This window comes from Affinundibacterium amnicola (assembly GCF_014284275.1).
Taxonomy (GTDB): domain Bacteria; phylum Pseudomonadota; class Gammaproteobacteria; order Burkholderiales; family Burkholderiaceae_D; genus Undibacterium; species Undibacterium amnicola.
The window spans coordinates 94618-119771 of the sequence record NZ_JACOFU010000008.1 but is presented as its reverse complement, the minus strand read 5'-3'; the positions used below and the strand labels follow the sequence as shown (position 1 = coordinate 119771).

The 25154-nt window shown below is 45.6% G+C and carries 16 protein-coding genes; 10 read left to right on the top strand and 6 right to left on the bottom strand.

Translation table 11 applies throughout. The features are described 5' to 3' along the window. The first annotated feature begins 99 nt into the window (after positions 1-99). A complete protein-coding gene (locus H8K33_RS16785) occupies positions 100-5583 on the top strand; it encodes a type I secretion C-terminal target domain-containing protein (RefSeq protein ID WP_186892216.1) in 5484 nt (1827 codons plus the stop codon). Between the two features lie 82 nt (positions 5584-5665). Here the strand turns inward: H8K33_RS16785 and H8K33_RS16780 are convergent, their stop codons facing one another. From H8K33_RS16780 to H8K33_RS16765, 4 genes are all read right to left on the bottom strand, one after another. Then, a complete protein-coding gene (locus H8K33_RS16780) occupies positions 5666-6721 on the bottom strand; it encodes a polymer-forming cytoskeletal protein (RefSeq protein WP_186892215.1) in 1056 nt (351 codons plus the stop codon). Positions 6722-6747: 26 nt separating this feature from the next. Further along, positions 6748-7230 (bottom strand): SRPBCC family protein, encoded by a 483-nt coding sequence (locus H8K33_RS16775; RefSeq protein WP_186892214.1) that lies wholly within the window; start codon positions 7228-7230, stop codon positions 6748-6750. A 70-nt stretch (positions 7231-7300) separates the two neighbouring features. Further along, entirely contained in the window at positions 7301-7681 is a 381-nt protein-coding gene (locus H8K33_RS16770; protein ID WP_186892213.1) for a DUF423 domain-containing protein, read from the bottom strand. Positions 7682-7822: 141 nt separating this feature from the next. Continuing rightward, entirely contained in the window at positions 7823-11440 is a 3618-nt protein-coding gene (locus H8K33_RS16765) for an indolepyruvate ferredoxin oxidoreductase family protein (RefSeq protein ID WP_186892212.1), read from the bottom strand. 399 nt (positions 11441-11839) lie between these two features. On the opposite strand from H8K33_RS16765, the gene H8K33_RS16760 reads away from it, so the two are divergent. From H8K33_RS16760 to H8K33_RS16735, 6 genes are all read left to right on the top strand, one after another. Then, positions 11840-14065 (top strand): methyl-accepting chemotaxis protein, encoded by a 2226-nt coding sequence (locus H8K33_RS16760; RefSeq protein WP_186892211.1) that lies wholly within the window; start codon positions 11840-11842, stop codon positions 14063-14065. Between the two features lie 26 nt (positions 14066-14091). Then, positions 14092-14949 (top strand): diaminopimelate epimerase, encoded by an 858-nt coding sequence (gene dapF, locus H8K33_RS16755; protein WP_186892210.1) that lies wholly within the window; start codon positions 14092-14094, stop codon positions 14947-14949. Positions 14950-15072: 123 nt separating this feature from the next. Next, positions 15073-15732: a DUF484 family protein gene (locus H8K33_RS16750; protein WP_186892209.1), complete on the top strand. Its 660-nt coding sequence runs from the start codon at positions 15073-15075 to the stop codon at positions 15730-15732. Between the two features lie 21 nt (positions 15733-15753). Further along, complete coding sequence (gene xerC / locus H8K33_RS16745; protein ID WP_186892208.1) at positions 15754-16680, top strand: tyrosine recombinase XerC; 927 nt, start codon at positions 15754-15756, stop codon at positions 16678-16680. Positions 16681-16980: 300 nt separating this feature from the next. Further along, positions 16981-18129, top strand: a complete 1149-nt coding sequence (locus H8K33_RS16740) for a sensor histidine kinase (protein WP_186892207.1) — start codon at positions 16981-16983, stop codon at positions 18127-18129. Between the two features lie 4 nt (positions 18130-18133). Further along, positions 18134-18739 (top strand): response regulator transcription factor, encoded by a 606-nt coding sequence (locus H8K33_RS16735; protein ID WP_186892206.1) that lies wholly within the window; start codon positions 18134-18136, stop codon positions 18737-18739. 97 nt (positions 18740-18836) lie between these two features. Here H8K33_RS16735 and H8K33_RS16730 read toward each other — a convergent pair whose 3' ends face one another. After that, positions 18837-20285 (bottom strand): amino acid permease, encoded by a 1449-nt coding sequence (locus H8K33_RS16730; RefSeq protein ID WP_186892205.1) that lies wholly within the window; start codon positions 20283-20285, stop codon positions 18837-18839. 562 nt (positions 20286-20847) lie between these two features. On the opposite strand from H8K33_RS16730, the gene H8K33_RS16725 reads away from it, so the two are divergent. Further along, entirely contained in the window at positions 20848-21843 is a 996-nt protein-coding gene (locus H8K33_RS16725) for a TraB/GumN family protein (protein ID WP_186892204.1), read from the top strand. A gap of 3 nt (positions 21844-21846) precedes the next feature. Beyond that, the gene (locus H8K33_RS16720) at positions 21847-22251 is read left to right on the top strand and encodes a hypothetical protein (RefSeq protein ID WP_222613471.1); all 405 of its coding nucleotides are present in this window, start codon (positions 21847-21849) and stop codon (positions 22249-22251) included. A 287-nt stretch (positions 22252-22538) separates the two neighbouring features. Here H8K33_RS16720 and H8K33_RS16715 read toward each other — a convergent pair whose 3' ends face one another. Further along, positions 22539-23789 (bottom strand): GIN domain-containing protein, encoded by a 1251-nt coding sequence (locus tag H8K33_RS16715; RefSeq protein ID WP_186892202.1) that lies wholly within the window; start codon positions 23787-23789, stop codon positions 22539-22541. A gap of 226 nt (positions 23790-24015) precedes the next feature. On the opposite strand from H8K33_RS16715, the gene H8K33_RS16710 reads away from it, so the two are divergent. Beyond that, complete coding sequence (locus H8K33_RS16710) at positions 24016-24837, top strand: D-hexose-6-phosphate mutarotase (RefSeq protein WP_186892201.1); 822 nt, start codon at positions 24016-24018, stop codon at positions 24835-24837. Positions 24838-25154: the final 317 nt, after the last annotated feature.

Sequence of the window (25154 nt, the reverse complement as noted above, 5' to 3'; positions counted from 1 at the left end):
AGTTTGTCTTTCTGTTGAGTGAGGGCTCAAGTTCTCTGTAGGAGATTAACGCATTAAGTTGCTATTTTTTTACATGGATGTTCGAAAGAGTTAGAATGTATGTTAACTCTTTTGAATAACTCTATTTCTCTGCAGATGACTACTTTAAGCACTTCTCAAAGCACTACAACTACCTTATATATTAAGTCTATTTCTCCTGGATATTATCAAGGTCGAGCTGCAGTCAATTCGAATATCGTTATTACGTTTAGTGAGGCGATTATTGCTGGTACTGGATTTATCACAATCAAGAATAGTAAGGGAGAGATTGTGCTTCAAGAGAGTGTCACTAGCTCAAACATCACTATTTCTGGCGCTGTTTTGACGTTGAATCCAGCGCTCGATTTTGATTTCGCGTCTGAGTATCGCATAGAATTATCTACAGGATTAGTCAAAACTGCGAATGGTGTTAGTTACCAGAATAACGGGTATTCAGTGGCAAATTTCAGCACGGAATTTAGTAATGTCGCGATGGATGTTACTGGCACTTCAGGTGACGATACCATTTACGGTAGTACAAAGAACGATGTGATCAACGGTGGTGCCGGTCGAGATCAGATCGAAGCCAATGAGGGAAATGACGTTGTTAATGGCGGTGACGAAGTTGGTGGCTACTATGGTGGTGACACCATATATGGCGGAAGCGGAAATGACACTGTGCACGGCAATTCTGGCGCGGATTCACTTTATGGTGATGCTGGCGACGATAAATTATATGGAGATTCTGATAATGATCGCTTAGTTGGTGGCGAAGGTAATGATGAGTTGGATGGTGGTGCCGGCGACGATTATATTGAAGATAGCTCTGGAAATAATATGTTGCGAGGCGGTGATGGTAACGATACTTTAAATTCTAACTACAACTATATTGCAAGTGCGTTCAGTCAACTTGATGGAGGCGCTGGAAATGACAAAATTTCTGCAAACGGCTCAGACGATGTGCTTGGTGGCGAAGGTGATGACTATATTTCTTACTCAACCAAATTGGGAGCGAGTCGTGAAGGAACTGTGAATGGTGGTAACGGCGACGATCGTTTCAATTTATATTTCGATAGTGGTGACAACGTCATCAATGTACTTGGTGGAAATGGAAGTGATACGTTTTTAATCGGAAATTATGCTTTTTATCGTAACAGTCCGTACGTTGTAAGTGATTTTAGTACAGGAAAAAATGGCGATAAGATTGACTTTGCAAATCTTATTTCGTCCTTCTCGCAATTCAATAAAAATCCGTTCGCTGAAGGTGGCTTTGTACGTTTGAAACAAGATGGTCAAAATACCTTGTTGCAAGCTAAATCCCTAAATCAATCGGATACCAATTTTTACACGATTCTTACGCTGAAAAACATCACAGTCACGCAATTAAGTGCGGACAATTTTTCGGGTGGGCTGAATCCTGACGGAAGCTCCATCGGCATGACCTTAGTTGGCACCGATAATGCGGAAGAACTGAGAGGAAATATTCTAGACGATCATATCTCTGGGCGATCTGGTGCCGATACGATTTACGGCGGAAAAGGAAATGATACCTTAATCGGTGGTGATGAAAACTCAATCAATGATGCCGATACTATTTACGGAGATATTGGTGATGATCTTTTGAAAGGCGGATCTGGCAATGATTCACTGCACGGTGGTGATGGCGACGATACCCTAGAAGGTGGTAGTGGTGATGATTACCTTAGTGATTCTAGCGGTAAGAATTTGATTCGGGGTCAAGACGGCAACGACTTGATTTTTATTAATTCAGTTGACGGCGGTACTTTTGACGGCGGTAATGGAAACGACCAGTTTGAGATAAATGCTTACGGCAAAATCAACAATGTCAGCATTGTCGGTGGTGCGGGTAAGGACATTTTTGCACTGCGTATCTCCAATGTTGGCGATATCAAAATTAAAGACTTCTCTAACAGTGATGCCGATTTAATTGATCTCACAGCACTACTTCCTAACGTAAAAGACAATCCATTTGGTAGTACTGCGTTTTTGAAAGCCACGCAAGATGGCACGAATGTCGTTATTTTTATCGATGACGATGGCGCTGCTGGTAACGCTTATGCAATGCATCCTATTTTGACTCTTGAAAATCTCGATCTTAAACAATTAAATGGGACCAGTTTTGCGAATGGCTGGAACCCTAGTGGCAGTAACGAGGGACAAATCATACGAGGCAGTTTGAACGATGATAATCTCGAAGGGAAGGATCTTAACGATACGATTTACGGTGATGCTGGCGCTGACAATATTCGAGCAGGTAAGGGGAGCGACCAATTATTTGGTGACACTGGTGAGGATAATTTATATGGCGAAAGCGGAGACGATAGCATCAACGGTGGTGCGGGTAATGACCGTCTAGATGGAGGTGATGGAAATGATTTGTTAGATGGTGGTGACGGGAACGATACGTTGATGGATAGCACCGGCAAAAATATCTTGCGAGGTGGAGCAGGTAAAGACACTTTGTATTCGAACGGTGCTGGTAGTACAGCCGATGGCGGTGACGGCGATGATCAATTTTATTCTGCAGGTGGCGCCGATACGATTATCGCTGGTTCAGGTAATGACGTAGTTGATTATGGTAGTTGGGGTACAGCTTACACTCCTGGTACTACATTGATTGCACTTGGTGATGGAAACGACATCTTCAATTTTTCACCATATATAGCAGAGTCTAAGGCTACTGTGAGTGGTGGAAGTGGCATTGATACTTATAACATACGCTCTTCTTCAATTAATGGTCTGTTGACAATCACGGATTTTCAGACAGGACTTCAAGCAGATGTCATCGATTTGTTCGGCTTATTGAACAGCAACTATCAAGGTGGCAATCCTTTTGGACCTTCTGGCATGCTCAGGTTGATTCAAAAGGACAACGATACTGTGATCGAATATGATTATGACGGTCCTAACTTCAGCACATACGGCTTCCGACCACTCGTTATTTTGAGTAACACCCAATTAAGTGCGCTAAGTACATTGAATTTTGGTCAAGGCTTGAATCCGAACGGCTCAGACGACGGCATGACAATTCGCGGTGGAATGGTCAGTGACAATTTGGTCGGCGGTTTACTCAACGATCATTTATTTGGTGGTGCTGGCAATGACAGATTAGACGGTGGTCGTGGTAATGACCAGCTTTTCGGTGGTGACGGCATTGATCAGCTCAGTGGCGGTGAAGGAAACGACATTTTAAATGGAGAGAATGATAACGATACTCTTTCTGACGATGGATCAATTGGTGACAATCAGCTGAATGGCGGGAACGGCAACGACTATTTAAGAACCAGTGGCATTGGTAAAAACCAGCTCAACGGTGGAAATGGGAACGATACTCTTAGCGGTGGAAGTGGAAGTGATGAACTAAATGGCGGCGATGGCAATGATCTAATTGAGGTCTATTTGGGTTATGCTAATTTGCAAAGTAATAGTCGTCAAATTAGCGTCAATGGTGGAAATGGGCACGATAAAATAATTGTTCAAGGTGGGAATGGCACATTCAGTGGCAGTTTACTCGTTTCCGGTGGCAATGGTATTGATACCTTTTACGCACCGAATGTAACACGTAACACCCCGTATATCGTAACTGATTTCATAAGTGGTGCTAAGGGAGACTACATTGATCTCAATTCAGAATATTTTTATTACTTCGATGGCAAAAACCCGTTTGGAGAGATTAGTTTTGCACGTTTGCTACAACGTGGTCAAGATACGGTTGTACAAATTGATACCGATGGGCCAACAGGATTAAGACAGTTTCAGGATGTTCTTGTTCTCCAGGGAGTGCAATCAAGTAGCTTAACTGCTGCCAATTTTATTGGCGCTTATTCGCCGACTGGTGTCGATCTCGGCATGGTTAGAGACGGTGATGATCAAAACGATAAACTGACCGGCAGCAAGCAAAACGACACGCTCAATGGCGCTGCTGGAAACGACGAGATTGAGGGGGGCTTAGGTAATGACGAACTATTTGGCGGGACTGGTGATGATGTATTAGTCGACAGCGATGGGGATAATATTTTTGTTGGCGGCAGTGGCAATGATGAGATTTATTCTAACGGAATTGGCACGAACAACGCGGATGGCGGCTCTGGTAATGACGCCTTTTTTATTTCCGCCTGCAATGGTACGTTTGGCGGCGCGGAAGGCGACGATAGCTTTACAATTTCATCGAACTATTCTTCGTTCGCAGGTATGCGTTACCTCTCACTTAACGGTGGTTCCGGGATGGATCAATTTACCATTAGCGGTTACTTTGATAATAATCTCAGGCTCAACGTTACCGGAGGCCCTGAGGCTGATCTATTCACGCCAAGATACGGCTACAGTTCAAATACGTTTAATGTCTTTGATTTCGAACTAGTAGCCGGAGGTGACAGGATTTCATTAAATGCCGTTTTAGCGGAGATGAATTATTCCACGTCGATTAAAGGCAATCCTTTTGCGAATGGCTATCTAAGCCTGCAACAAAGTGAAAAAGATACTTTACTGATCGCAGATTTGGATGGTACAGGGCCGAGTATAGGGAAAGCTATATTGAATCTCAAAAACGTCGATGCTAGTCAATTTAGTCAAAATCATTTTGTGGAACTGTTCGATCCAAAAGGTGGTGTCGCGGGAATCGAAAAGACAGGCGATTTTACTAATGACCATCTCATTGGCGGCTGGACGAAAGATAATTTATTCGGTATGGCTGGCAGTGATTATTTATCCGGCAATGGCGGTAATGATGTGCTTGATGGCGGAGCGGGTAATGATACGCTGGTCGGTGGTGCCGGAGACGATCATATTATAGGAGGATCAGGCTTTGATACCGTTCCTTATTCACGCTATTTATCTGACTATAAATTCACCAAGACAGATACAGGTTTTAAAGTGGAAGATAAATATTATGGAAATAAGGAGGTCGACACTTTGATTGGTGTTGAATATTTAAAATTTTCCAATATAAATCTTAATTTAACGGTCAAAGAAAAAGCCGCGTCTATTGCTGAGGCGGATGTCAAAATGCTGATTGAGCTTTACGTCGCATTTTTCAATCGCACACCAGATGCAGATGGAGTTGCTTATTGGATCGATGAGTTCAAAAACGGTCAATCGATTGCGCAAATTTCAGAGTCGTTTTATAACATTGGTGCTTCTGACCAATTTGCTGCATTAACAGGCTTTACAACATCGATGACGAATGAAGATTTCATTCACACCTTTTACCGAAATGTCCTTGGTAGAAACAATGGAGCTGATGAGGGTGGTCTCAATTATTGGAATAACAAGCTGACGACGGGAGCCGCTAGTCGCAGTTCCCTAGCACAAGATATTCTGAACTCAGCACACACCTTTAAAGGAGATGCTGAGTTTGGTTATGTTGCGGATCTGCTGGACAATAAGTACTTGGTTGGAAGAACGGTAGCGATTGATTGGGGTATTAACTATGTGGAAAACGGTTACGAACAGGGGGTTCGAATTGCTGCCGCAGTTACGCCTAGCAACACAGCATACGCCTTGGGTTTAGTTGGCGTAACCTCAAGCGACATGAATTTCTTCTAAATTCGTTTTTGTCTAAAAAGGCTTCTTAGTTAAGAAACTAGAAGCCTTATTTTTATGAGAAATTTATTTAAATTTATAAATATTAACCCACCATATCGCGTTGCAAACGACGCGGTACTTCCCAGTCTAATTCCCAATCACGCTTCTTTTCTAAAGCATCGATATGCTTGAGTTTTTTGTCTTCGACAAATTTACCCGACAAAACTAACTTTGGCTTGGTCGGTGCAGAAACAAAACCGCGTGTTTCCCATAAAGAGCGTTTGACAGTGGTTGCTGCCAGAATGCCGTAATCAGCACCACAAGTGATGCCTTTTTCAGCGACCAACGCTTCGCCCGCTTTGATGTACTTTGCGGCGTACACGGTGCCCTTGGTGGCGATCCAGCGACCGCTATGGATTTCACCATTAAGGCTAGTGATTTGTCCGACCGCGCGTATTGTGCCCCAAGCACTGATGTCGCCATGGCTGTGCACCGAGCCCACATTCAAATTGCCTTGGCAGATCACTTCACCAGCGAACAAACCGCCGTTGACGGCGATATCGGTTTCACTAAACACTTCACCTTTGACATTGACGTCGCCATCTACTGCAATCGCAATGGCGCTCAAATGGCCGCCGACGTATTGCACTTCGGCGACATCCAATACATCATCCAATTGCAAATTACCGTGGCAATCAAGGACATCGCAAGACAAATAGCCAAGCACTTGGATATCGCCATAACCACCAAAAGTCTCGTGGTGTGCATCACGTTTTAGAATCGCTGGATGTACTAGTTTATCCATGTACGCGCTACCATCTTTGGCTGGCTTAGCTTGGTCAAGTTCTAACAGACGTGCCATCCACTCTGCATTGCAGCCTGTTTTTAATAAGAATTCGACTTCAATATCACCAGCGCAATCAAGCGCTTGGCCGACATACAAAGACTGTACTTTGATGTCGCCTGTCACAGTTAATTTGCCGAGGCAGAAGACTTCTTCTGCTTCGAGATTGCCGTCAACTAAGAGGTCGCCACCGATGATGACTTGATTGGTGATCTGTAAGTCACCTTGGATATGTGCATCGCCAGTGCTGGCAAATTGTTTGCGTTTAAGTTTTTTTGCCAGGAAAGGTACTGGTGCAGTTGTGGTCATCGTCATATTGGGCTCGTAGTCTTGGTGGGAAATCAGGAAAGTAGTGAATCTAAACGACCGCTTTCTACCAGATCGCGGATCACTCGTACTGTATCGACATCTGCCTCTTCGTAGGCAGAACGACGGTAGGCGTCATACATTTCGTTCTCTTTATCTTGTTGCTCGGTTTGACCATTGTCGTACTCAAAGCGTACAAACAGCGCATTTGGCGATGGTTCTTCTATGCTCATACGTAATGAAGATTGCGGAATATCTTTTTGCGATGGTACATCGTAATGTACATGTGTGTGATGAACGAAGTTCACCTGATCACGAATGACTAGCTCGCCATAGCGCAGTACGCGCGTCATCGCGACTTCACTACGCTCTGTGATACTGCACTCATCAATGTAATCGACAAATAGCTGCGGCGATTCAGCGCGCATGATCAAGCCACGCCATAACTGATCACGCGTGATGACGGGGATCGCGGGATTGGTTAAATCATTGATTTCAACCAGATGTTCAAATTTCATAGCAAGTCCTTTTGATATCAAGACAGTTTACACCGCTTACAGCGCGCGCACCACAGGTGCAGAGCGATGCTTAGAGCGATTTGTCAGTGAGTGCTGCCCATAACAAAATTGCCCAGGCCATTAAGAAAGCCACGCCACCGATTGGTGTAATCGCCCCGAGTACGCGCACCCCAGTCCAAGCTAACAAATATAAGCTGCCGCTAAATAAAACGATACCGATTAACATGCAGATGGCGCTGAGACGAATCGGCTTGGTTTGCCATCGCGGATAAAAATTTGCTAATGCTAATAAAGCTAAACCATGCAGCATTTGATATTGCACAGCAGTTTGCCAAATGCTGAGCATCTCGGCGCTCAGTATCGCTTTTAAACCATGTGCACCGAAGGCACCAGCAGCGATTGCAATGAATAAATTGATTGCCGCATAAGCGATTAGATGACGTTCTTGCATGGGAAATGCTTTCTTAAATTACAGTAAACAGGATAAAAAATGACCGGACTAGCCGATCATTTTTCTTGTGCACTTTGAATTAAACCAAGCTGCTATCAGGTGTGAATTCTAGCATGTGATGCTTGATCAAGCCTGTTGTGCTTATGCTGCTGACTGTACTTGGGTTTCTGGCGTAGTAGGACGGCCAAATTCCGCTAACAGTTTTGCTTCTTTTTCTTTCGCCAATTTGAAATGACGTTCTTTCACATGACCATAGCCGCGAATGTCTTCTGGAATACTCGCAATCGCGACTGCCTTCGATAAGTTGTCTGCATTCAGCTGCGGTAGTAGCTTGCTGATCAATTGCTTGTATTCGACAGGCAAAGCACGTTCCATGCGACGTTCTTCGGTATAGCCAAATACGTCTAATGCCGTGCCGCGCAGAGATTTGAAGCTAGCTAACACACCAAAAGCCTTCATCATCCATGGTCCAAACTGCTGCTTGATCAACTCGCCTTTGTCATTACGCTTCGCCAATAATGGTGGTGCAAGATGGAAGTTAATCGCGTAATCCCCTTCAAACATATCGGCAATTTTTTGCTTGAATTTGCCATCGGTGTACAGACGCGCAACTTCATATTCGTCTTTGTACGCCATCAATTTAAACAAATACTTCGCCACCGCTTCAGTCAAGCGCAAGCCTTTACCATCCACCAATTTGCTTTCCGCTGCTTTGACTTGATTCACAAAATCGCTATAGATTTGTGCGTAAGCTGTGTTTTGATAGTCGGTCAAGAAAGCCACGCGTTTCGCAATCGTATCGTCCAGCGTTGGTGCACGCTTGAGTTCGATGACTTGCGCTGGCGTGGTTAAACGCTGTACCGCTGCCAGATCATTCGCAGCAATCCGACCCCAATTAAAAGCTTGCTTATTGAAGTCGATTTGTACGCCGTTTAATTCAATCGCGCGCATCAAAGCTGCTTCAGTCAAGGGCACCCAAGCTTTTTGCCATGAGTAACCGAGCATGAACATATTTGCCGCGATACTATCGCCCATCAAAGCGGTGGCGATCGTGGTCGCATCGACCATATCGACACGATCCTGACCGCAAGCTTTGCGAATTTCCGCTTCGGCAGAACCGGCTGGGAATTGCCAGTTAGGATTCTTAATAAAGGTCGCAGTCGGGCTACTGCTCGCGTTGATAGCGCCTTGGGTACGACCTTCGCCCATACGAGAAACTGCATCTTTGCCTGCTGTGACGATCAAATCGCAACCAATCACAAGATCCGCCATGCCAGTACCAACACGCGTTGATTGAATATCTTCAGCTTTGTCCGCTAAACGTACATGCGACATCACCGCGCCGCCTTTTTGCGCCAAGCCTGTCATGTCCAGCACGGAGCAAGATTTACCTTGCAAATGCGCCGCCATCGCCATGATTTGACCAATCGTGATGACGCCTGTACCACCAACACCAGTCACGATCACGCCATACGGCGTTGTGGTGCTTGGCAATACTGGTGCTGGCAAACTGCTGACATCAAATGCGCCGCCCGCTTCGACCTTGGTCTTGGCTGGCTTTTTCAACTTGCCGCCTTCGACCGTCACAAAACTTGGGCAGAAACCATTCACGCAGGAGTAATCCTTATTGCATGAAGATTGATTGATCTGACGCTTGCGTCCGAACTCGGTTTCCAAAGGTTCAACGGATAAGCAATTCGATTGCACGCCACAATCACCACAACCTTCACAGACGGCTTCATTAATCACTGCACGTTTGGCTGGGTCAGGGAAACCTGGCTTGCCGTCTTTACCAATTTTTTTCCGGCGGCGACGTTTTTCTGACGCACAGGTTTGGTCGTAAATCATCGCGGAAACGCCTTTGCATTCACGCAATTCACGTTGTACGGCGTCGAGTTCACTACGATGGCGAATCGTCACGCCAGCTGCCCATGGATAATTCGCTGGATATTTTTCTGGCTCGTCGGTCACCACAATGATAGGTGATACGCCTTCGGCTGCGATTTGGCGTGAGATCATACCCGGATCGAGTGGACCGTCAAATTCCTGACCGCCAGTCATCGCCACCGCATCGTTAAACAAAATCTTGTAAGTGATATTCACATTGCCGGATACCGCAGCGCGAATTGCCAATAAACCAGAGTGGTAATAAGTGCCGTCACCCAGGTTCGAGAACACATGCTTCTCGGTGGTGAATGGCGCAGCACCAACCCAAGTCACGCCTTCACCGCCCATGTGGGTGAATGTTGTGGATTCACGGTCCATCCAAGTCACCATGTAGTGACAGCCAATACCGGCTAAAGCACGGCTACCTTCTGGTACTTTAGTGGACGTATTGTGTGGACAACCTGAGCAGAAATGCGGAATACGATCTTTGTTCGCATCAGGCTTAGACACAGAATTCAAAGCCGCTTCTTTCGCCTCTAAATAAGCGACGCGCTCTTTGACTTGTTGTTCAACTGGATGACCAGCGAAGTAGCGGCTGATACGTGAAGCAATCGCATGCGCGATTTGCGCTGGACTCAGTTCATACGTTGCTGGCAATAACCATTCGCCGTGACCGCTGCCCTGAATATTGGTCCACTCACCCGTGTCATCAAACTTACCAACCACGCGTGGACGTGCTGCTTCTTCCCAGTGATAAAGCTCTTCTTTCAACGCGTATTCAAGAATTTGACGCTTCTCTTCCACCACCAAAATCTCTTCCAAGCCAGTCGCAAATTCGCGCACACCGTCAGATTCTAATGGCCAAGTCAAACCAATCTTGTAGAGGCGAATACCGATATCTTTCGCGACTTGTTCATCAATCCCCAAATCTGCCAAAGCCTGACGTGTATCGAGGTAAGATTTACCGGCAGTGATAATACCGATCTTCGCGTTCGGGCTATCCCAAATAATTTGATTAAGTTTATTCGCACGGGCATACGCTAAAGCCGCATACCATTTGTAATTATTCATGCGCGTTTCTTGCGCCAGAATTGGGTCTGGTGTACGGATGTGTACGCCATCTGCTGGCATCACGAAATCGGTAGGAATCACTGGTTTGACGCGATCAGGATCAATATCGACCACGCAGCCAGATTCGACGATATCGGTTACGCATTTCATCGCTACCCACAAACCGGTGTAACGCGACATCGCGATACCGTGCAGGCCGTAGTCCAGATATTCTTGTACCGACGATGGATACAAAACGGGAATACCGCAAGCTTTCAGAATATGTTCACTTTGATGCGCAGCCGTAGAAGATTTCGCGGCATGATCATCACCAGCAATCACCAATACACCACCGTGTGGTGAAGTACCGGCTAAGTTCGCGTGCTTAAATACGTCGCCGCAACGATCCACGCCCGGGCCTTTGCCATACCATACGCCGAACACGCCATCGTATTTTGCGCCGGGGAATAAATTGACTTGTTGCGTACCCCATACCGAAGTCGCCGCTAAATCTTCATTCACGCCTGGGTGAAATTTAACGTGGTACTTGTCCAGATGTTTTTTTGCTTTGGCAGCCGTCATATCGACCGCACCGAGTGGCGAACCGCGATAACCAGTCAAAAAGCCAGCAGTATTCAAACCAGCCTTTTCATCGGCTTGGCGTTGCAACATCGTTAGGCGAATCAAGGCTTGGGTGCCTGTCATAAAAGCGCGACCGCGCTCTAAGGTGTACTTATCGTCTAGGGTAACTTTGGTATTGATCGATGCATCTGCATAGGTGTCTGCGACTGCGGATTGCTCGGTCTTATTGGGTGAATTCATGCTGCCTCCGGAATTATTCTAATGTGGCTTGAATGTGCCTATGCCCTGAAACGGAAAATGCTAGCTTGTGGCTGCATCATACGCTCAAAGCCTAAAAGTGAACCAAAATGGGTCTAAATTACGAGGCTCGCACAGTAACATGTGACTCTTTGCCTCCCCATGCACAGTCACTACCAAAAAGACCAGTACAGTATGACTGACAATTTGCATAAGTGTACTGGTCTATTCGCTCATGTAAGTGTTATTCCTAGCTCACCTAACGTTAAATTAACTAGAAAATAGATAAAAATCTGCCAGAATGCATAAAGCCGTCTTACTTCTTCGCCCTAGAAAGAAATCACGATGAAATCTGTCAATAGATCATTGCTGTCGACGCTCATGCGCCCATGCCTTTTTGTTATGAGCAAGTTAGGCTTACGTACTAAGTTGTTGGGAATGCTGGGAAGTGTTTTGCTGATCGCTGTATTGTTTGGTTTCGCTGTATTGATGCAGCAAATCAAGCGCTTCGACGCAGTTCAAAATAAGCTGTATGGGCTTGAACTGGTGCAGCAAGGTAATGAACTGTTGCGATTGACACAGCAGATGCGTAGCACCGATACGCAGAAAAATCTGCTTGAACATCAACGAAGTCTGAAAGCCGCAATCGCTGCGACCGATGCCCGATTAGCGCAACATGATCAACTAACTGTGCGCTCAGGTTGGCAAGAGCTATCCACTCAGTTACTAGCATTTTCTGATAAAAATGCCTCTCTTGAACAGATGGCATTGAGCGACCTAAATCAGATAGAGACTGGTTTTGCAGAATTTTCCGATACTGTCATTGAAAAAAGTGGCTTGTTCTTCAATGCCGAGGCGAACATCGTCTTGTTGGCAAAGCTAGGTGCGCAGAATCTCACACAATCACTTAGCTACTTTGCCAAACACCTCGCCCTTCATCAGGCACTACTAAAGTCCGAGAATCAAACGCCACTCACTGCGATGCAGTTGAACTTGTTGCGAGATCAATTGCAAACGGCTAAGCGCGCTGGCGATCATCTGTATGCAGCTATGCTGCGTACAGGAGAGCCTATTTTGCCAGCCCAAGTTTCTGCGCAACAGGCGAGCCAGCAACTTCTAGAACATTTGCAGATCGACGCTAATCCGAAAATCGTGCTGGAAAAAGCGCAGCAGGCATGGGTGTCGACGGCGCAATTACAAACAGAAACGCAAGTTCGTTTGAGTCAATTACTACAGCAAGATAAGCAAGCATTGCATCGGACAATTTATGCGCTCGTCGCGCTGTTGGTGCTGATGATTCTTGTGAGCCTGTATATGTCTTTTGGCTTTTATGTGAATTTGATTCGTGCGGTACAAAATCTGGAACACGCTGCCGAAGTGGTTGCTTCCGGTGATTTGACCACCACCACACATGCGGAAGGCAGCGATGAAATAGCGAAAACTGCGATGGCGATTGATAAAGCTAACTTCAATCTATCGGCCTTGGTCGCGAATGTCAGAACCAATGCGAGTATGGTACTTGAACTGGGTAAAGAGTTATCCGAGGACATTCATAATATGGCGATTCGGACCGAGCAACAAGCTCATAGCTTGGTCGATACTGCAAGTAATATGGGCACCTTGAGCGAGACGGTGAAGAACAATGCCGCGAACGCGAAGTCAGTCGATAATTTGGCATCCAATGTACGAATGATTGCGGAGTCTAGCAATGAAACCATGCGTGCCGCGGTCAATACCATGCAGGAAATTCATACCAGCTCAATCAAGGTGCATGAAATTGTGAGCATGATCGACAAAATTGCGTTTCAAACCGATATTCTTGCTTTGAACGCAGCAGTCGAGGCCGCACACGCGGGTGAACAAGGCCGTGGTTTTGCTGTGGTGGCGAATGAAGTCCGTGGCCTTGCCCAGCGCACCGCCGATTCTGCGCGACAGATCCGGCATTTGATTGACGATTCGGTGAATCGGGTAGAGGTTGGTGTCAAACAAATTCATGAGGTGAACACAACTTTATCGGAAATCGTTTCTGGTATTCGTAGTTTGGCAACGGACATTAATGCGATTTCCACCGCATCAACTGAGCAAAGTCATAGTTTGATTCAAATCTCACAAGCGATTCATGAGCTCGATGAAATTACGAAAAGCAATAGTGCAATGGTTGATAATGCAAAATCTGCATCATCTGAATTGGGCGTGCGCGCTGAAAAATTAACGGCGGTCGTTGCCGCGTTCAAATTGCGTCAGGGTACTGCTGATGAAGCGCATGCACTGGTCAGAAAAGCCATGAGTTTGTATAAAAACCAGGGCATGAATTTATTAGATTACATCACCAAAGATACACAGAAGATGTTTGCCGATCGCGATATGTATGTGTTCGCATTTGATCGTCGTGGTCAATACCGTGCTTTTGCTGGTAATGCGGCAAAATTAGAGGTGAATCTTTTTAATGTGCCGGGTTTAGATGGACGTAAACTGGTCGCCGATGCTTTTGCTTTACCAGAAAAAGGTGGTTGGGTCGATTATGCAATTGAAAACCCAGTATTGAATCGAGTCGAGGTGAAAACCTCTTATATTGAAAGAATTAGTGAGGATATCGTGATCGGATGTGGCGTGTATAAGTCAGTCTGAACACCAACACAAGCTATAATCTCAGGATGAAACTTAAATTCACCAAAATGCATGGTGCCGGCAATGACTTTATTGTGATTGACGCCATCAATCAACAAATTAATTTCTCTACCGAGCAGTGGCGTGCGCTCGCCGATCGCCGTTTCGGTATCGGTGCTGATCAAATTCTCGTAGTTGAAGTGGCGCCTAGTGCTGATCTGGATTTCCGTTATCGTATTTTTAATGCGGACGGTGGCGAAGTTGAACAGTGCGGAAATGGCTCGCGCGCCTTTGTGCGTTTTGTGCTGGATAAAGGCTTGACGAATAAATCGAAAATTCGTGTGTTGACGATGTCGGGCGTGATCGAACCAGAAATTGCTGTTGACGGCAGAATTACTGTCAATATGGGCGTTCCAAGTTTCGTTCCGGCTGATGCTAGTTTTGATGCCGATGGTTTGGCAACACAACATCAGGCCGCCGACACCCTGTATTTATTGCCGTTGACAGATCATGTCGTTGAGATTTCCTGTGTTTCTATGGGAAATCCGCACGCGGTACAGATTGTCCGTGATACAGCCTTGCATCCAGTGGCGAGTGAAGGCCCTGCCATTGAGAGGCATCCTCTTTTCACAAAACGTGTGAACGCCGGATTTATGCAAGTACACGATATGCATCACGTGAATTTGCGCGTGTATGAACGTGGTGCGGGTGAAACCTTAGCTTGTGGTACGGGCGCTTGTGCTGCCGCAGTTGCTGGCATACGTCGGGGGCTATTACAAAGCCCGGTGGAAGTAGCGATGCGTGGCGGTGATTTACAAATTGCCTGGGCTGGAGAAGGTCAACCTGTATTTTTGAGTGGACCTGCTGTTGCGGTCTTTGAAGGCGAGATTGACGTCGCTGGATGAATATGTTGACCTTGGTTTGAATAAACCAGTTGCGAGATACGTCACAAAATACGCCACGAGACAAGTGAAGAAACAAGTAAAAAACAAGTTAAAAAATTGAATTAAGAATTGAGTTGACGAATAATGAATAGCAACGACATCGCTGAATATCTGAGCCAACATCCGCACTTTTTTGAAGAGCATGCTGAACTTTTGGCGCAGATTAAACTGACTAGTCCGGTTATGGGGCGCAGTATTTCTTTGCAAGAGCGGCAAATGGAAATCGTGCGTGAAAAATTGAAGGTGATGGAATTACGCCTGTCAGATTTAATGCGCGTGGCACAAGACAACGACGTCATTACTGATCGTTTTCAACAATGGACACGCGAACTGTTATTGGCACGCAATGATGTCGATTTGCCGTATATTTTGACGCGCAGCTTACAAGAAATTTTTGCTTTGCCACACGCTACTTTACGTTTATGGAATGTCGCGCCGGATTTCACCCATACCTGGTTTGCTGCACCAACCACCGAAGATGTGCAACTCTTCGCGAAAGGTCTGAGAACACCATTTTGTGGTGCCAATAATGATTTTGAAGCGGCTGCGTGGATAGAATCAGATCAACCAGTTGCATCGATAGCCATGCTGCCTTTGCGCTTGAGTTTGGATGAACCATGTTTTGGTTTATTGGTTTTGGGTTCGCCTGATTCCACACGCTTCACCAAAGACATGGCAACCGATTTCTTATCGAAAATTGCAGACACCTCGAGCGCCGCTTTGCTGTGCATGATTGATGCCTAACACACCGATTTGTTGGCAAACATGACAGACGAAACGCAGAATGGCTGGATACAAACCTATCTAGGCGTTCTGCGTCATCAACGTCAATTATCCGAACATTCGATTAGTGCCTACAGCTTAGATTTAATCGAATTGCAGCAATTTGCCGGAGAACGAAGCTTAGAAAGCTTGAGCTATTTTGATCTCCGTAGGCTAACCTCACAACTGCACTCGCAGCAACTGAACCCGCGCAGTATTGCCCGCAAATTATCGAGTTGGCGCGGCTTTTATCGTTGGTTGGCTGAGCAGACAGCGATGCCAGCGAATCCGGTTGAAGGCATTAAAGCACCAAAGAAATCCAAGTCCTTACCAAAAGCTTTGGGCGCAGATGACGCTGTGCATTTGGTCGCCCATCATGGCAGCGATGAGGCTACGCCTTTAGCGAATCGTGCGATGTTCGAATTGCTTTACTCCAGTGGCTTGCGGGTATCTGAATTAGTTAGTCTGGATGTGCGTGACTTCAGCGATGCCAGTTATACCAGCTTGGGTTGGGTAGATGTCGCGCAGGCAGAAGTCCATGTGACCGGAAAAGGCAATAAGCAACGTATCGTACCAGTTGGTAAGCCAGCTTTAGTGGCATTGCAAGATTGGTTGGCGATACGCCCCACCTTACTCAAGCTAGAAAGTCAGGCGCTATTTTTGAATGAACGTGGCAATCGGATGTCGGTTCGCTCAGTACAATTACGATTGAAGGCACATGCACGGGCGATTGGTATTCCGGCCGATGTGCATCCGCATGTTTTGCGTCATTCATTTGCGTCACATGTTTTACAATCATCTGGAGATTTGCGTGCGGTGCAAGAGATGCTCGGCCATAGTTCCATCGCAGCGACGCAAGTTTATACCGCCTTAGATTTCCAACATCTGGCGCAAGTTTATGATGCGACCCATCCGCGCGCAAAGAAATAATACGCATCGATAATTCATCAATCGGGACAGGTGACAATTGTCAGGTAAATTGTGTGTCAATTGACTCTACAAATCATGTCGATAGTCGGGCAACATTACATTACTGTTTGACCGAATTGTATCGCTGATCGAAAAGTAAACATCAGGTGTTCATGACAAGCTTGTGAAGATACTGGTTTGTTCAAGATATTAGCTCAACACGCCCTAGTTCGGCATATACTTTCGCTCACATTGAGAAGCCAGATTAGCGCTGGTTAGAACGCAGGAACAAGCGCAATCACAATAACAAAAAGGAGAGACATGTCGGTTTTTACACAGTTAACGCCTATCTGGAGTCGCGATTGGATACCGCCTCGTTATGGCAAAGCGCCGTATTTCTGGTTACTGTCCTTTGTGTTTTTTGGTTGGAAGTATTTTTATGTGTTCCCAAGTGCGCTGGAATTATGTTTAGTGGCGCTGAGTATTTTGGTTTTTTTGCCGATTTATTTATATAGTTTTTGGGTCTACGACTGGCGTGTTGGTGTGTGTATTGCGATTACCTGCGGCTTTGGAATCGCCTGGGCAGGATTCAATCCTGGCGGCTCTACTTTCGTCATTTTCGCCGCCGCCATGAGTTCACGCTTTCAACATAATCCACGCTATGCATATATTGCTTTGGGATCGGTGTGGCTTATCGTTGCGGTATGTAGCTACGTGATGAAATTGGCACCGACGTTTTGGGTTCCCGCTCTGATTTTTAGTATCCCTAGTGCGGTTGGCGCAATTATTGGCGAGAGACTTGAACGCGCCAATGAGAAGTTATTCCGTAAGCAGGAAGAAATCGAACATCTCGCAACGTTGGCCGAGCGTGAACGTATTGCTCGTGACTTGCACGATTTACTTGGACACACTTTGTCCGTGATTACCTTAAAAGCCGAGTTGGCGCGTAAGCTATTTGATCGTGATCAGCGTGCATGTCAAAAAGAGATCGCCGATATTGAACAAACCGCACGTCAGGCATTAGCAGAAGTGCGCTCTGCGGTGCTTGGTTATCGTGATACCGGGTTAGCGCATGAATTGCGCGGCGCAAGAAATACGCTGGACTCCGCAAATGTGAAATTTGTCAGTGAGCTTGAAGGCAAATTTGATGCAGATTCAAAAATAAAACCCCTGCCCGCAGCGATAGAAAATGTGATCGCCTTAGCACTGCGTGAAGCGATTACGAATATCATTCGGCATTCGCAAGCGACCGTGTGTCATTGCAAGCTCAATAGTGATGACGACTATGTTTATTTCCATCTTTCTGATAACGGTTTTGAGGGCATGACACAGGTTCCTAAATTAGAAAAAGGAAATGGATTAACTGGCATGAGCGAACGTGTCAGAGCACTCGGCGGACAATTGCAAACAAGCTGCAAGCAGGGTGTTGCCATTGATATTGTCTTACCTCTTAAATCAGCACAATCTTAAAATCATGATAAAAATTATTCTCGCAGAAGATCAGGCTTTAGTCTCTGGGGCTTTAGCCGCCTTATTGAGGCTTGAAGGCGATATCGATGTGTTAGCACAGGCTAAAAACGGCAAAGAAGCCTTGGATTTGTGTCAAACGATGCGGCCTGACGTGTTGATTACCGATATAGAAATGCCGATCATGACCGGGCTTGAATTAGCTGCCGAGGTCACAGAATTAAAATTACCTTGCAAAATGATTGTGCTGACGACTTTCGCCCGCTCCGGTTATTTACGCCGCGCTATGGCCAGCGGCGTGCGCGGTTATATGTTGAAAGACGCCCCGGCAGAAGATTTAGCGAAAGCGATACGCACGGTACATGGCGGAGGGAGAGCGATTGCACCGGAATTGGCTTTGGAAAGTTGGAGTGGACAACAAGATCCATTAAGTGAGCGAGAGCGCCAAGTTTTGCGCTTGGCGGGAACGGGTTCAAGTAGTTCTGAGATCGCCAAGATCATGCATTTATCTGAAGGCACGGTGCGCAACTATTTATCAGAAGCGATCAGTAAATTGAACGCAAAGAATCGTGTTGAAGCATTTCGATTAGCGCGCGATGAAGGGTGGTTATAGACGAGGCTTAATTCTTGAGGCCGGTGCTTCTAAGCTAAAATGAACAGGCAAAAAAAAGCGACGCAATAGCGTCGCTTTTTTCATTCCTAGTACAGAATTACTTCTGCTCTAACTTACCCATCACACTATTCTTACGTGCAAATGCGAAGTAGACCACCAGACCAATCACAGCCCAGATGGTGAAGTACTTGATGGTTGGATTCCAACCCAAGCTTACGAACAACAATGCACAGCCACCAACAGCCAATGGACCAACAACCCAGATCAATGGTGTTCTGAATGAACGTGGGCGATTTGGTTGCGTTACGCGCAATACCATTACACCGATAGCAACGATGAAGAACGCAAACAAAGTACCTGAGTTAGAAATATCCGCCAACATACTGACTGGGAACATCGCCGCGAACAAAGATACAAACACACCAGTCACGATCGTGACGATGTGCGGTGTATGGAAACGCTCATGCACTGCCGTGAACGCTTTTGGCATCAAACCATCGCGTGCCATCGTGAACAAAATACGTGTTTGACCGTAAATCATCATTAAGATAACGGATGGCAAAGCGACGATCGCAGCAATACCAACCAAATCACCAATACGTGGATAACCTAATTCACGCAAGATAAATGCTAATGGTTCTTTAGACTGAGACAATGCGCCATTTGGTTGCGCGCCAACTGCACCAACTGCTGCGTAAGCTACCAATAAATAGAACACAGTACAGATAAACAGAGAGCCAATCAAACCGATAGGCAAATTAACATTGGGATTTTTGGTTTCTTCAGCAGCGGTTGATACAGCATCAAAACCAACATAGGCAAAGAAAATTGAAGCAGCAGCACCCAACACACCGACACCAGATAATGGTGTACCCCAGCCATTTGGTAACATTGGTTCGAAGTTAGCAGACTGTACTGCTGGCAATGCCAACACGACGAAAGTTGCTAATGCGACGATTTTAACGATCACCAAAATCGAAGTGACTTTTGCACTCTTAGAAGTACCGATTACCAGTAACCAAGTAACTAATAAAGAAATCGCAAAAGCGATTAAGTTAAACGCGCCATGGCTAGTTGTGCCATCAGCCAAAGTGATTGTGTCACCTGGACCAGCAGTTAACGCTAAAGGCAAACCAGCACCGATGGAGTGTAAGAAACCATTCGCATAACCTGCCCAACCGACCGCTACTGCACCAGCAGCAATTGCGTATTCGAGGATCAGGGACCAGCCTACAATCCAAGCGATTAACTCGCCGAAGACCGCGTAAGAGTAAGTATAGGCAGAACCAGCAACCGGTACCATCGACGCAATTTCAGCATAGATCAAGGCCGTCAGTGCACATACAAAACCAGCGATGATAAAACTGTAAATCATGCCTGGACCTGCTTTATTCGCTGCAACCGAAGTCAAAACGAAAATACCAGTACCGATGATGGCGCCAACGCCAAGCATCATCAGGTCAAACCAGCCTAATTGGCGTTTGAGACCTTTCTTTTCCGCGGATTCCAGAATCTGGTCCAGCGATTTTACACGATCAAAAAACATAGTGTTTCCTTAAGGCAAATACGATAATTGAATTTCTTATTCCCTCGCGCCAGTTCTTGATTTTTCTCAAAAAAAACGGCGAAAAGGATCTGTTTTGTCAAACCTGCGTAACATAAGCGATTTATAGCTAAACAGTAAAGAGCAAATACGTGAAAAAACACGTTATGAGCATGTTTCAGACAAAATTTCTTCACTGCATAGCAACAATGTTGTGAATTGTGGTAGACCAGCCAGGAACACAGCCATCGCTTGATTTTGCGCGCGTCTTCGATTGATCAAGTCAATTTAAGTTCCCTAAAAAGATGGAATTTTCCGTGTGGAAATAACATGTAAAAATAATTATTCCTTCATTCAAAGTAATTCAAAGCGCTAAGAATCTCGCTTGTATATAAAAATGGGACGTCTTAGAAGCATCCGTAGGCGAGCTAAAATCTGCCGTTAGTCTGAAGTCATGTGATTCCTAGTAAGTTACTTGCTTGATTGAAAGATGAATTGGTGTATATTCGCCGGCACGTGCAGCTTCCTTTGCCGCCATATTTATTGATCAATTTTGGGATGCATCATGTCACATCAAATTTTCCGTTTTGTTCCTAGTAAGCTAGTGCTTAGCTTACTTGCTGTTTGCTCTCTTGGCATCAGCCAGTTAGCGAATGCCGATCCACTACAAAATAAAGATATAGCTAAACAAGGAAAGCCAGTGTCTGGCAAGGCGCAAAAAGTGACGGGTTTGCTGTATGAAATCCGTTTACCGCAAGATCCACAGAAAAGTAGCAAGACGACAAGTAAACCAGTTGTTGCCTATTTATATGGCACGATCCATATAGCAAAGGCAAATTTCTATCCTCTTTCAACAGTCGTTCGTAAGGCTTATGCACAAGCAGATACCGTTGTGATTGAGGCGGATACTTCGGATGAGGCGTCTAATCGTTCTGTGATTAGCAAATTGAGTTATGCCGCTGGCGACAAGCTACAAAATCATCTGACACCCGCCACTTGGAGCACACTCACCAGCATGACGGCGGAGTCGATTGAACAATTCCAATTCTATAAGCCGGTCTTAGTTGCCATGGGATTAACCGTCAGCGCTGGTATGCAACTTGGCTACGATCCAGCGCATGTGCTAGACCGTCACTTTATTTTGGCAGCAAAAAAAGATAAGAAGAATTTGGTTGAACTGGAAAGTGTTCAATATCAGGCCGATGTTTTAGCCAATTTAAGCGATGAAGAGGGTGACGCGGTGTTAGCGAATACCTTGAACTCATTTAAAAATGGTGAAATTAGTAAAGAGTTCAATCGCATGAGTGATGCTTGGCGAACTGGCGATGCCGAGCGTTTGGCGCAAATTTTTGTGGATGCGAGCAATCGAGATATCGGTTCCAAGAAAATGACGCAAAAATTGATGGATGAGAGAAATCCCGGTATGGCAACTAAAATCCAAGATTTGATGTTGACTGGCAAGAAGCTATTTATTGTGATGGGCTCTGGTCATTTAGCGGGCGAAAACAACTTGATTGCGCTTTTGAAGCAGCAAGGTTTACAGATTCAACAGATACGCTAATCAATGATGACGGAAGAAACGCAAGGACAGGTCGAGCACCCGTGGGTGATGTTGGAATCTCCTGTTGAATTAGAAGGATGGATGGAGCTGAATAACCAAGAATTGCAGAAACTCTTGGTATCACAGCCCTCTTTTAGTAATCAAGGACAGGGTATTTGCCTGAGTTTGTTACATGGCGGTGAAATTTATTTTCATACCAACGCGGCTGGTGATGTTCTACTCGACGTCACGGCGGATGCTGAATGGGTGATCCCGGTTATTACGGCAACGACGAAGGTTCAAGCACCGAAAGGTCAAATCTGGTTATTGCCGCAGCATGTCTTGATGCCACTGTTAATGGGACTAAATACCTTGATCGCGACTAGTCGTTTGGTTCTCAAACATGCATATCGGATTCAGAAGTTTTAACCCAGATTTTCCATTAGGCGCGTCTTCGACGCTATTTGAGCGCTGGCGGCGCATTTTCGGTCATTTTTTGCGCTCTTGGTTGCTAATAGCTAGCTATTAACGCCTCATTCACGTAAAAACTACCTCGAAAAGTGCATCCACCATCGTCTCAAATCCTAATGGAAATTCTGGGTTTAATGAAACCAGCTTAGACCGTTTCAGTTTTGTCGTGTTGAGCGAAAAAAAAGCCATGCGCTTCAAAACGCATGGCTTTTTCATGTCACATGGGTGACAAAGATGATACCGATCTATTGTTGAACGACACCGTTTCTATCAATCGTGACGACACGCGAGCCGTTTTTGATGGTGCTTTCCTGTGAAGTGACCGAGCCAGCTGCTTTCACGTTGACCGCGGCTTCGCCAGGGCCATTCACTTTAACAGATGCATGTTCAAGCAATAATTCACTTGCATGTAAGTCCCCTGAACCATTCAAGTTCGCATTTAATTTCTTCGCGGTGCCATGCAAAGTAATATTGCCTGGACCATCAGAACTGATTTCGACTTCATTCGCGGAAGACAAATCAGCTTCGATATTGCCTGAACCAGAGGCATCGATTAATACGTTGCCGCTCATACTTTTAAACTGTAAATCGGCTGGGCCTGAGTTACGAATATCGGCATCACCAATTTTTAAGCGCGAAGCATCGACATTGCCAGAGCCGCTAGCTCTGAGTTTTAAGGATTTTGTTTCGCCAGACAAGCTCAATTCGCCAGGACCAGACATTTCAATCGTCGCTTTTTCTGCCTGAATCTCATCAATGGATAAATCCCCCGAACCAGACATATCAACGTCTAGATTCTTGCTCACACCGCGCAAATTCACATTGCTAGGGCCAGAAATCGAAATGCTAGTTTGTTCGCTTTGTAATTTAGCGACATTTAAATCGCCGCTGCCGCTTAACTTGGCATTTAGGCTTTGTGTGACTTCACCAAACTCGGTGTCGCCGGGACCTTGCATTTCCAAGGTCACTTTTTTGGTACTGAGCTGACGTAAGCTCACATCGCCACTACCGCTCGCGTGGAAATTCAATTCATTGCTATAGCCCGATGCCTGAATATCACCAGGTCCTTCGCTAATAATTTCGAGTTTTTCATTTTTAATTTGACTCAGGCGCATGTCGCCACTGCCAGAATTTAGCACTTTGACGAGTGCTGCCGTGCTGATTTTGACTGTCGTTGGAGAATTTTTCCAGGCAAAATGGAAGCGTCCTTTTTTCTTATTACGAATGACCAAGGTATTACCTTCAACGATGGTTTCGACTTCTTTGACAAAGTTGTCGTCGCCTTCTACTGCTACGCTGGTTTTACCGTCAACTACCAGTTCAATATCGAATGGCGAATGGTTACTAATACTATCAAAGCTAGCTGCTTCGCGTTTTTCGGTAATGATATTGCCGCTGCCTTTGATACTGTCATCGTTAATGCTGATTTCGCAAGCACTTAAACTGAGTAACATGGTTGATGCGACTGCTGCCGCGATACTTAACTTTTTAAACATATCCGCCTCCGATTTATGTAGAAACTATGTTGAAGATTCATGGGAATTTCGATGTTTGAAGTTTACTGGAAGCGCCAAGGCGATGCTTGCGGTTAACGACAGAATGCAAAATTCATGGCTTCAATGGTGTAATAAGGGTGAAATAAGGGCAAATTTGACGGAGAGAAACGCTAAAATATACATCCGCTTTGATAACACCGCTGTTTTAGCAGAAAGTTTGTACTTCATGGAAAAGATCCGACTTCAAGCCAGAGATGGTGCCAGTGCAGAAATATTGACACATGGCGCGCACGTTTGTTCGTGGATACCCGCCAATGGTGAGGAACAATTATTTTTGAGTAAGAAGTCAGAGTTTTGTGAGGGTGTCGCAATCCGCGGTGGTGTCCCGATTGTTTTTCCACAATTTTCAAATTTAGGTCCTCTACCAAAACACGGCTTTGCCCGAACCGCCAATTGGCATCTAGTACGTAGCGGACAAATTGAGCAAGGTGCGGCACAGGCTGTTTTTGAGTTAAAACAAACAGCCGCGAGCTTAGCGATCTGGCCACATGCGTTTCGCGCAGAACTGGTTGTGACGATTGCAGAGCAAAGTTTGCAACTGGATTTCTCGGTCGAGAATCATGGCGATGCCGAACTAAGTTTTCAGAGTGCCCTACACACCTACTTTCAAGTGAATGATATCCACACTACCCGATTGCATGGTTTGCAAGGATTGCGTTATCGCGACACGGTCACTAATGTGGACGATTGTGTGCAAGCTGACGAAGTGCTTACTATTACGGCCGAAACAGACAGAATTTATGCTGATCTGATTGCCGATGTTCATATTGAACAAGCACATCAGGTATTACAGATACGCCAAGCTGGCTTCTCTGATGCCGTGGTGTGGAACCCATGGTTAGAAAAAGCAGCCCAGATCAGTGACTTGGAATCGCATGCTTACCAGCACATGATTTGTGTCGAGGCCGCATCGATTATGCAGCCGGTAGTTTTGGCTCCAGGTCAGGTCTGGGCAGGCATGCAGTTGATGAGCGTGGATACTAAGTAGCTTTGCACTTATTCATTGCGCAAAACTGTTACGGACATCGACAATACAGTAGGGTGCGTCATGCGCACCGAAGTTAATGTGTTTAGCACACACGACGCACCCTCTGCAATTCCAATCTTGCCTAGTTACCAATCATTATGTAACTGTGTTGTCGTACATCCATTACTCTTGTTAAATAAGATTTTCATATAGAGAAGTTTTGAGCTTTGCGGGCGATTTTCTTGATTTTCAGCAAGCGCTGTCCCGGTTTTGATTGGTAATGATAATAATTCGCATTTATAATGTCGACTCATTGAAAGCCAAGTGATGGCTTGGCG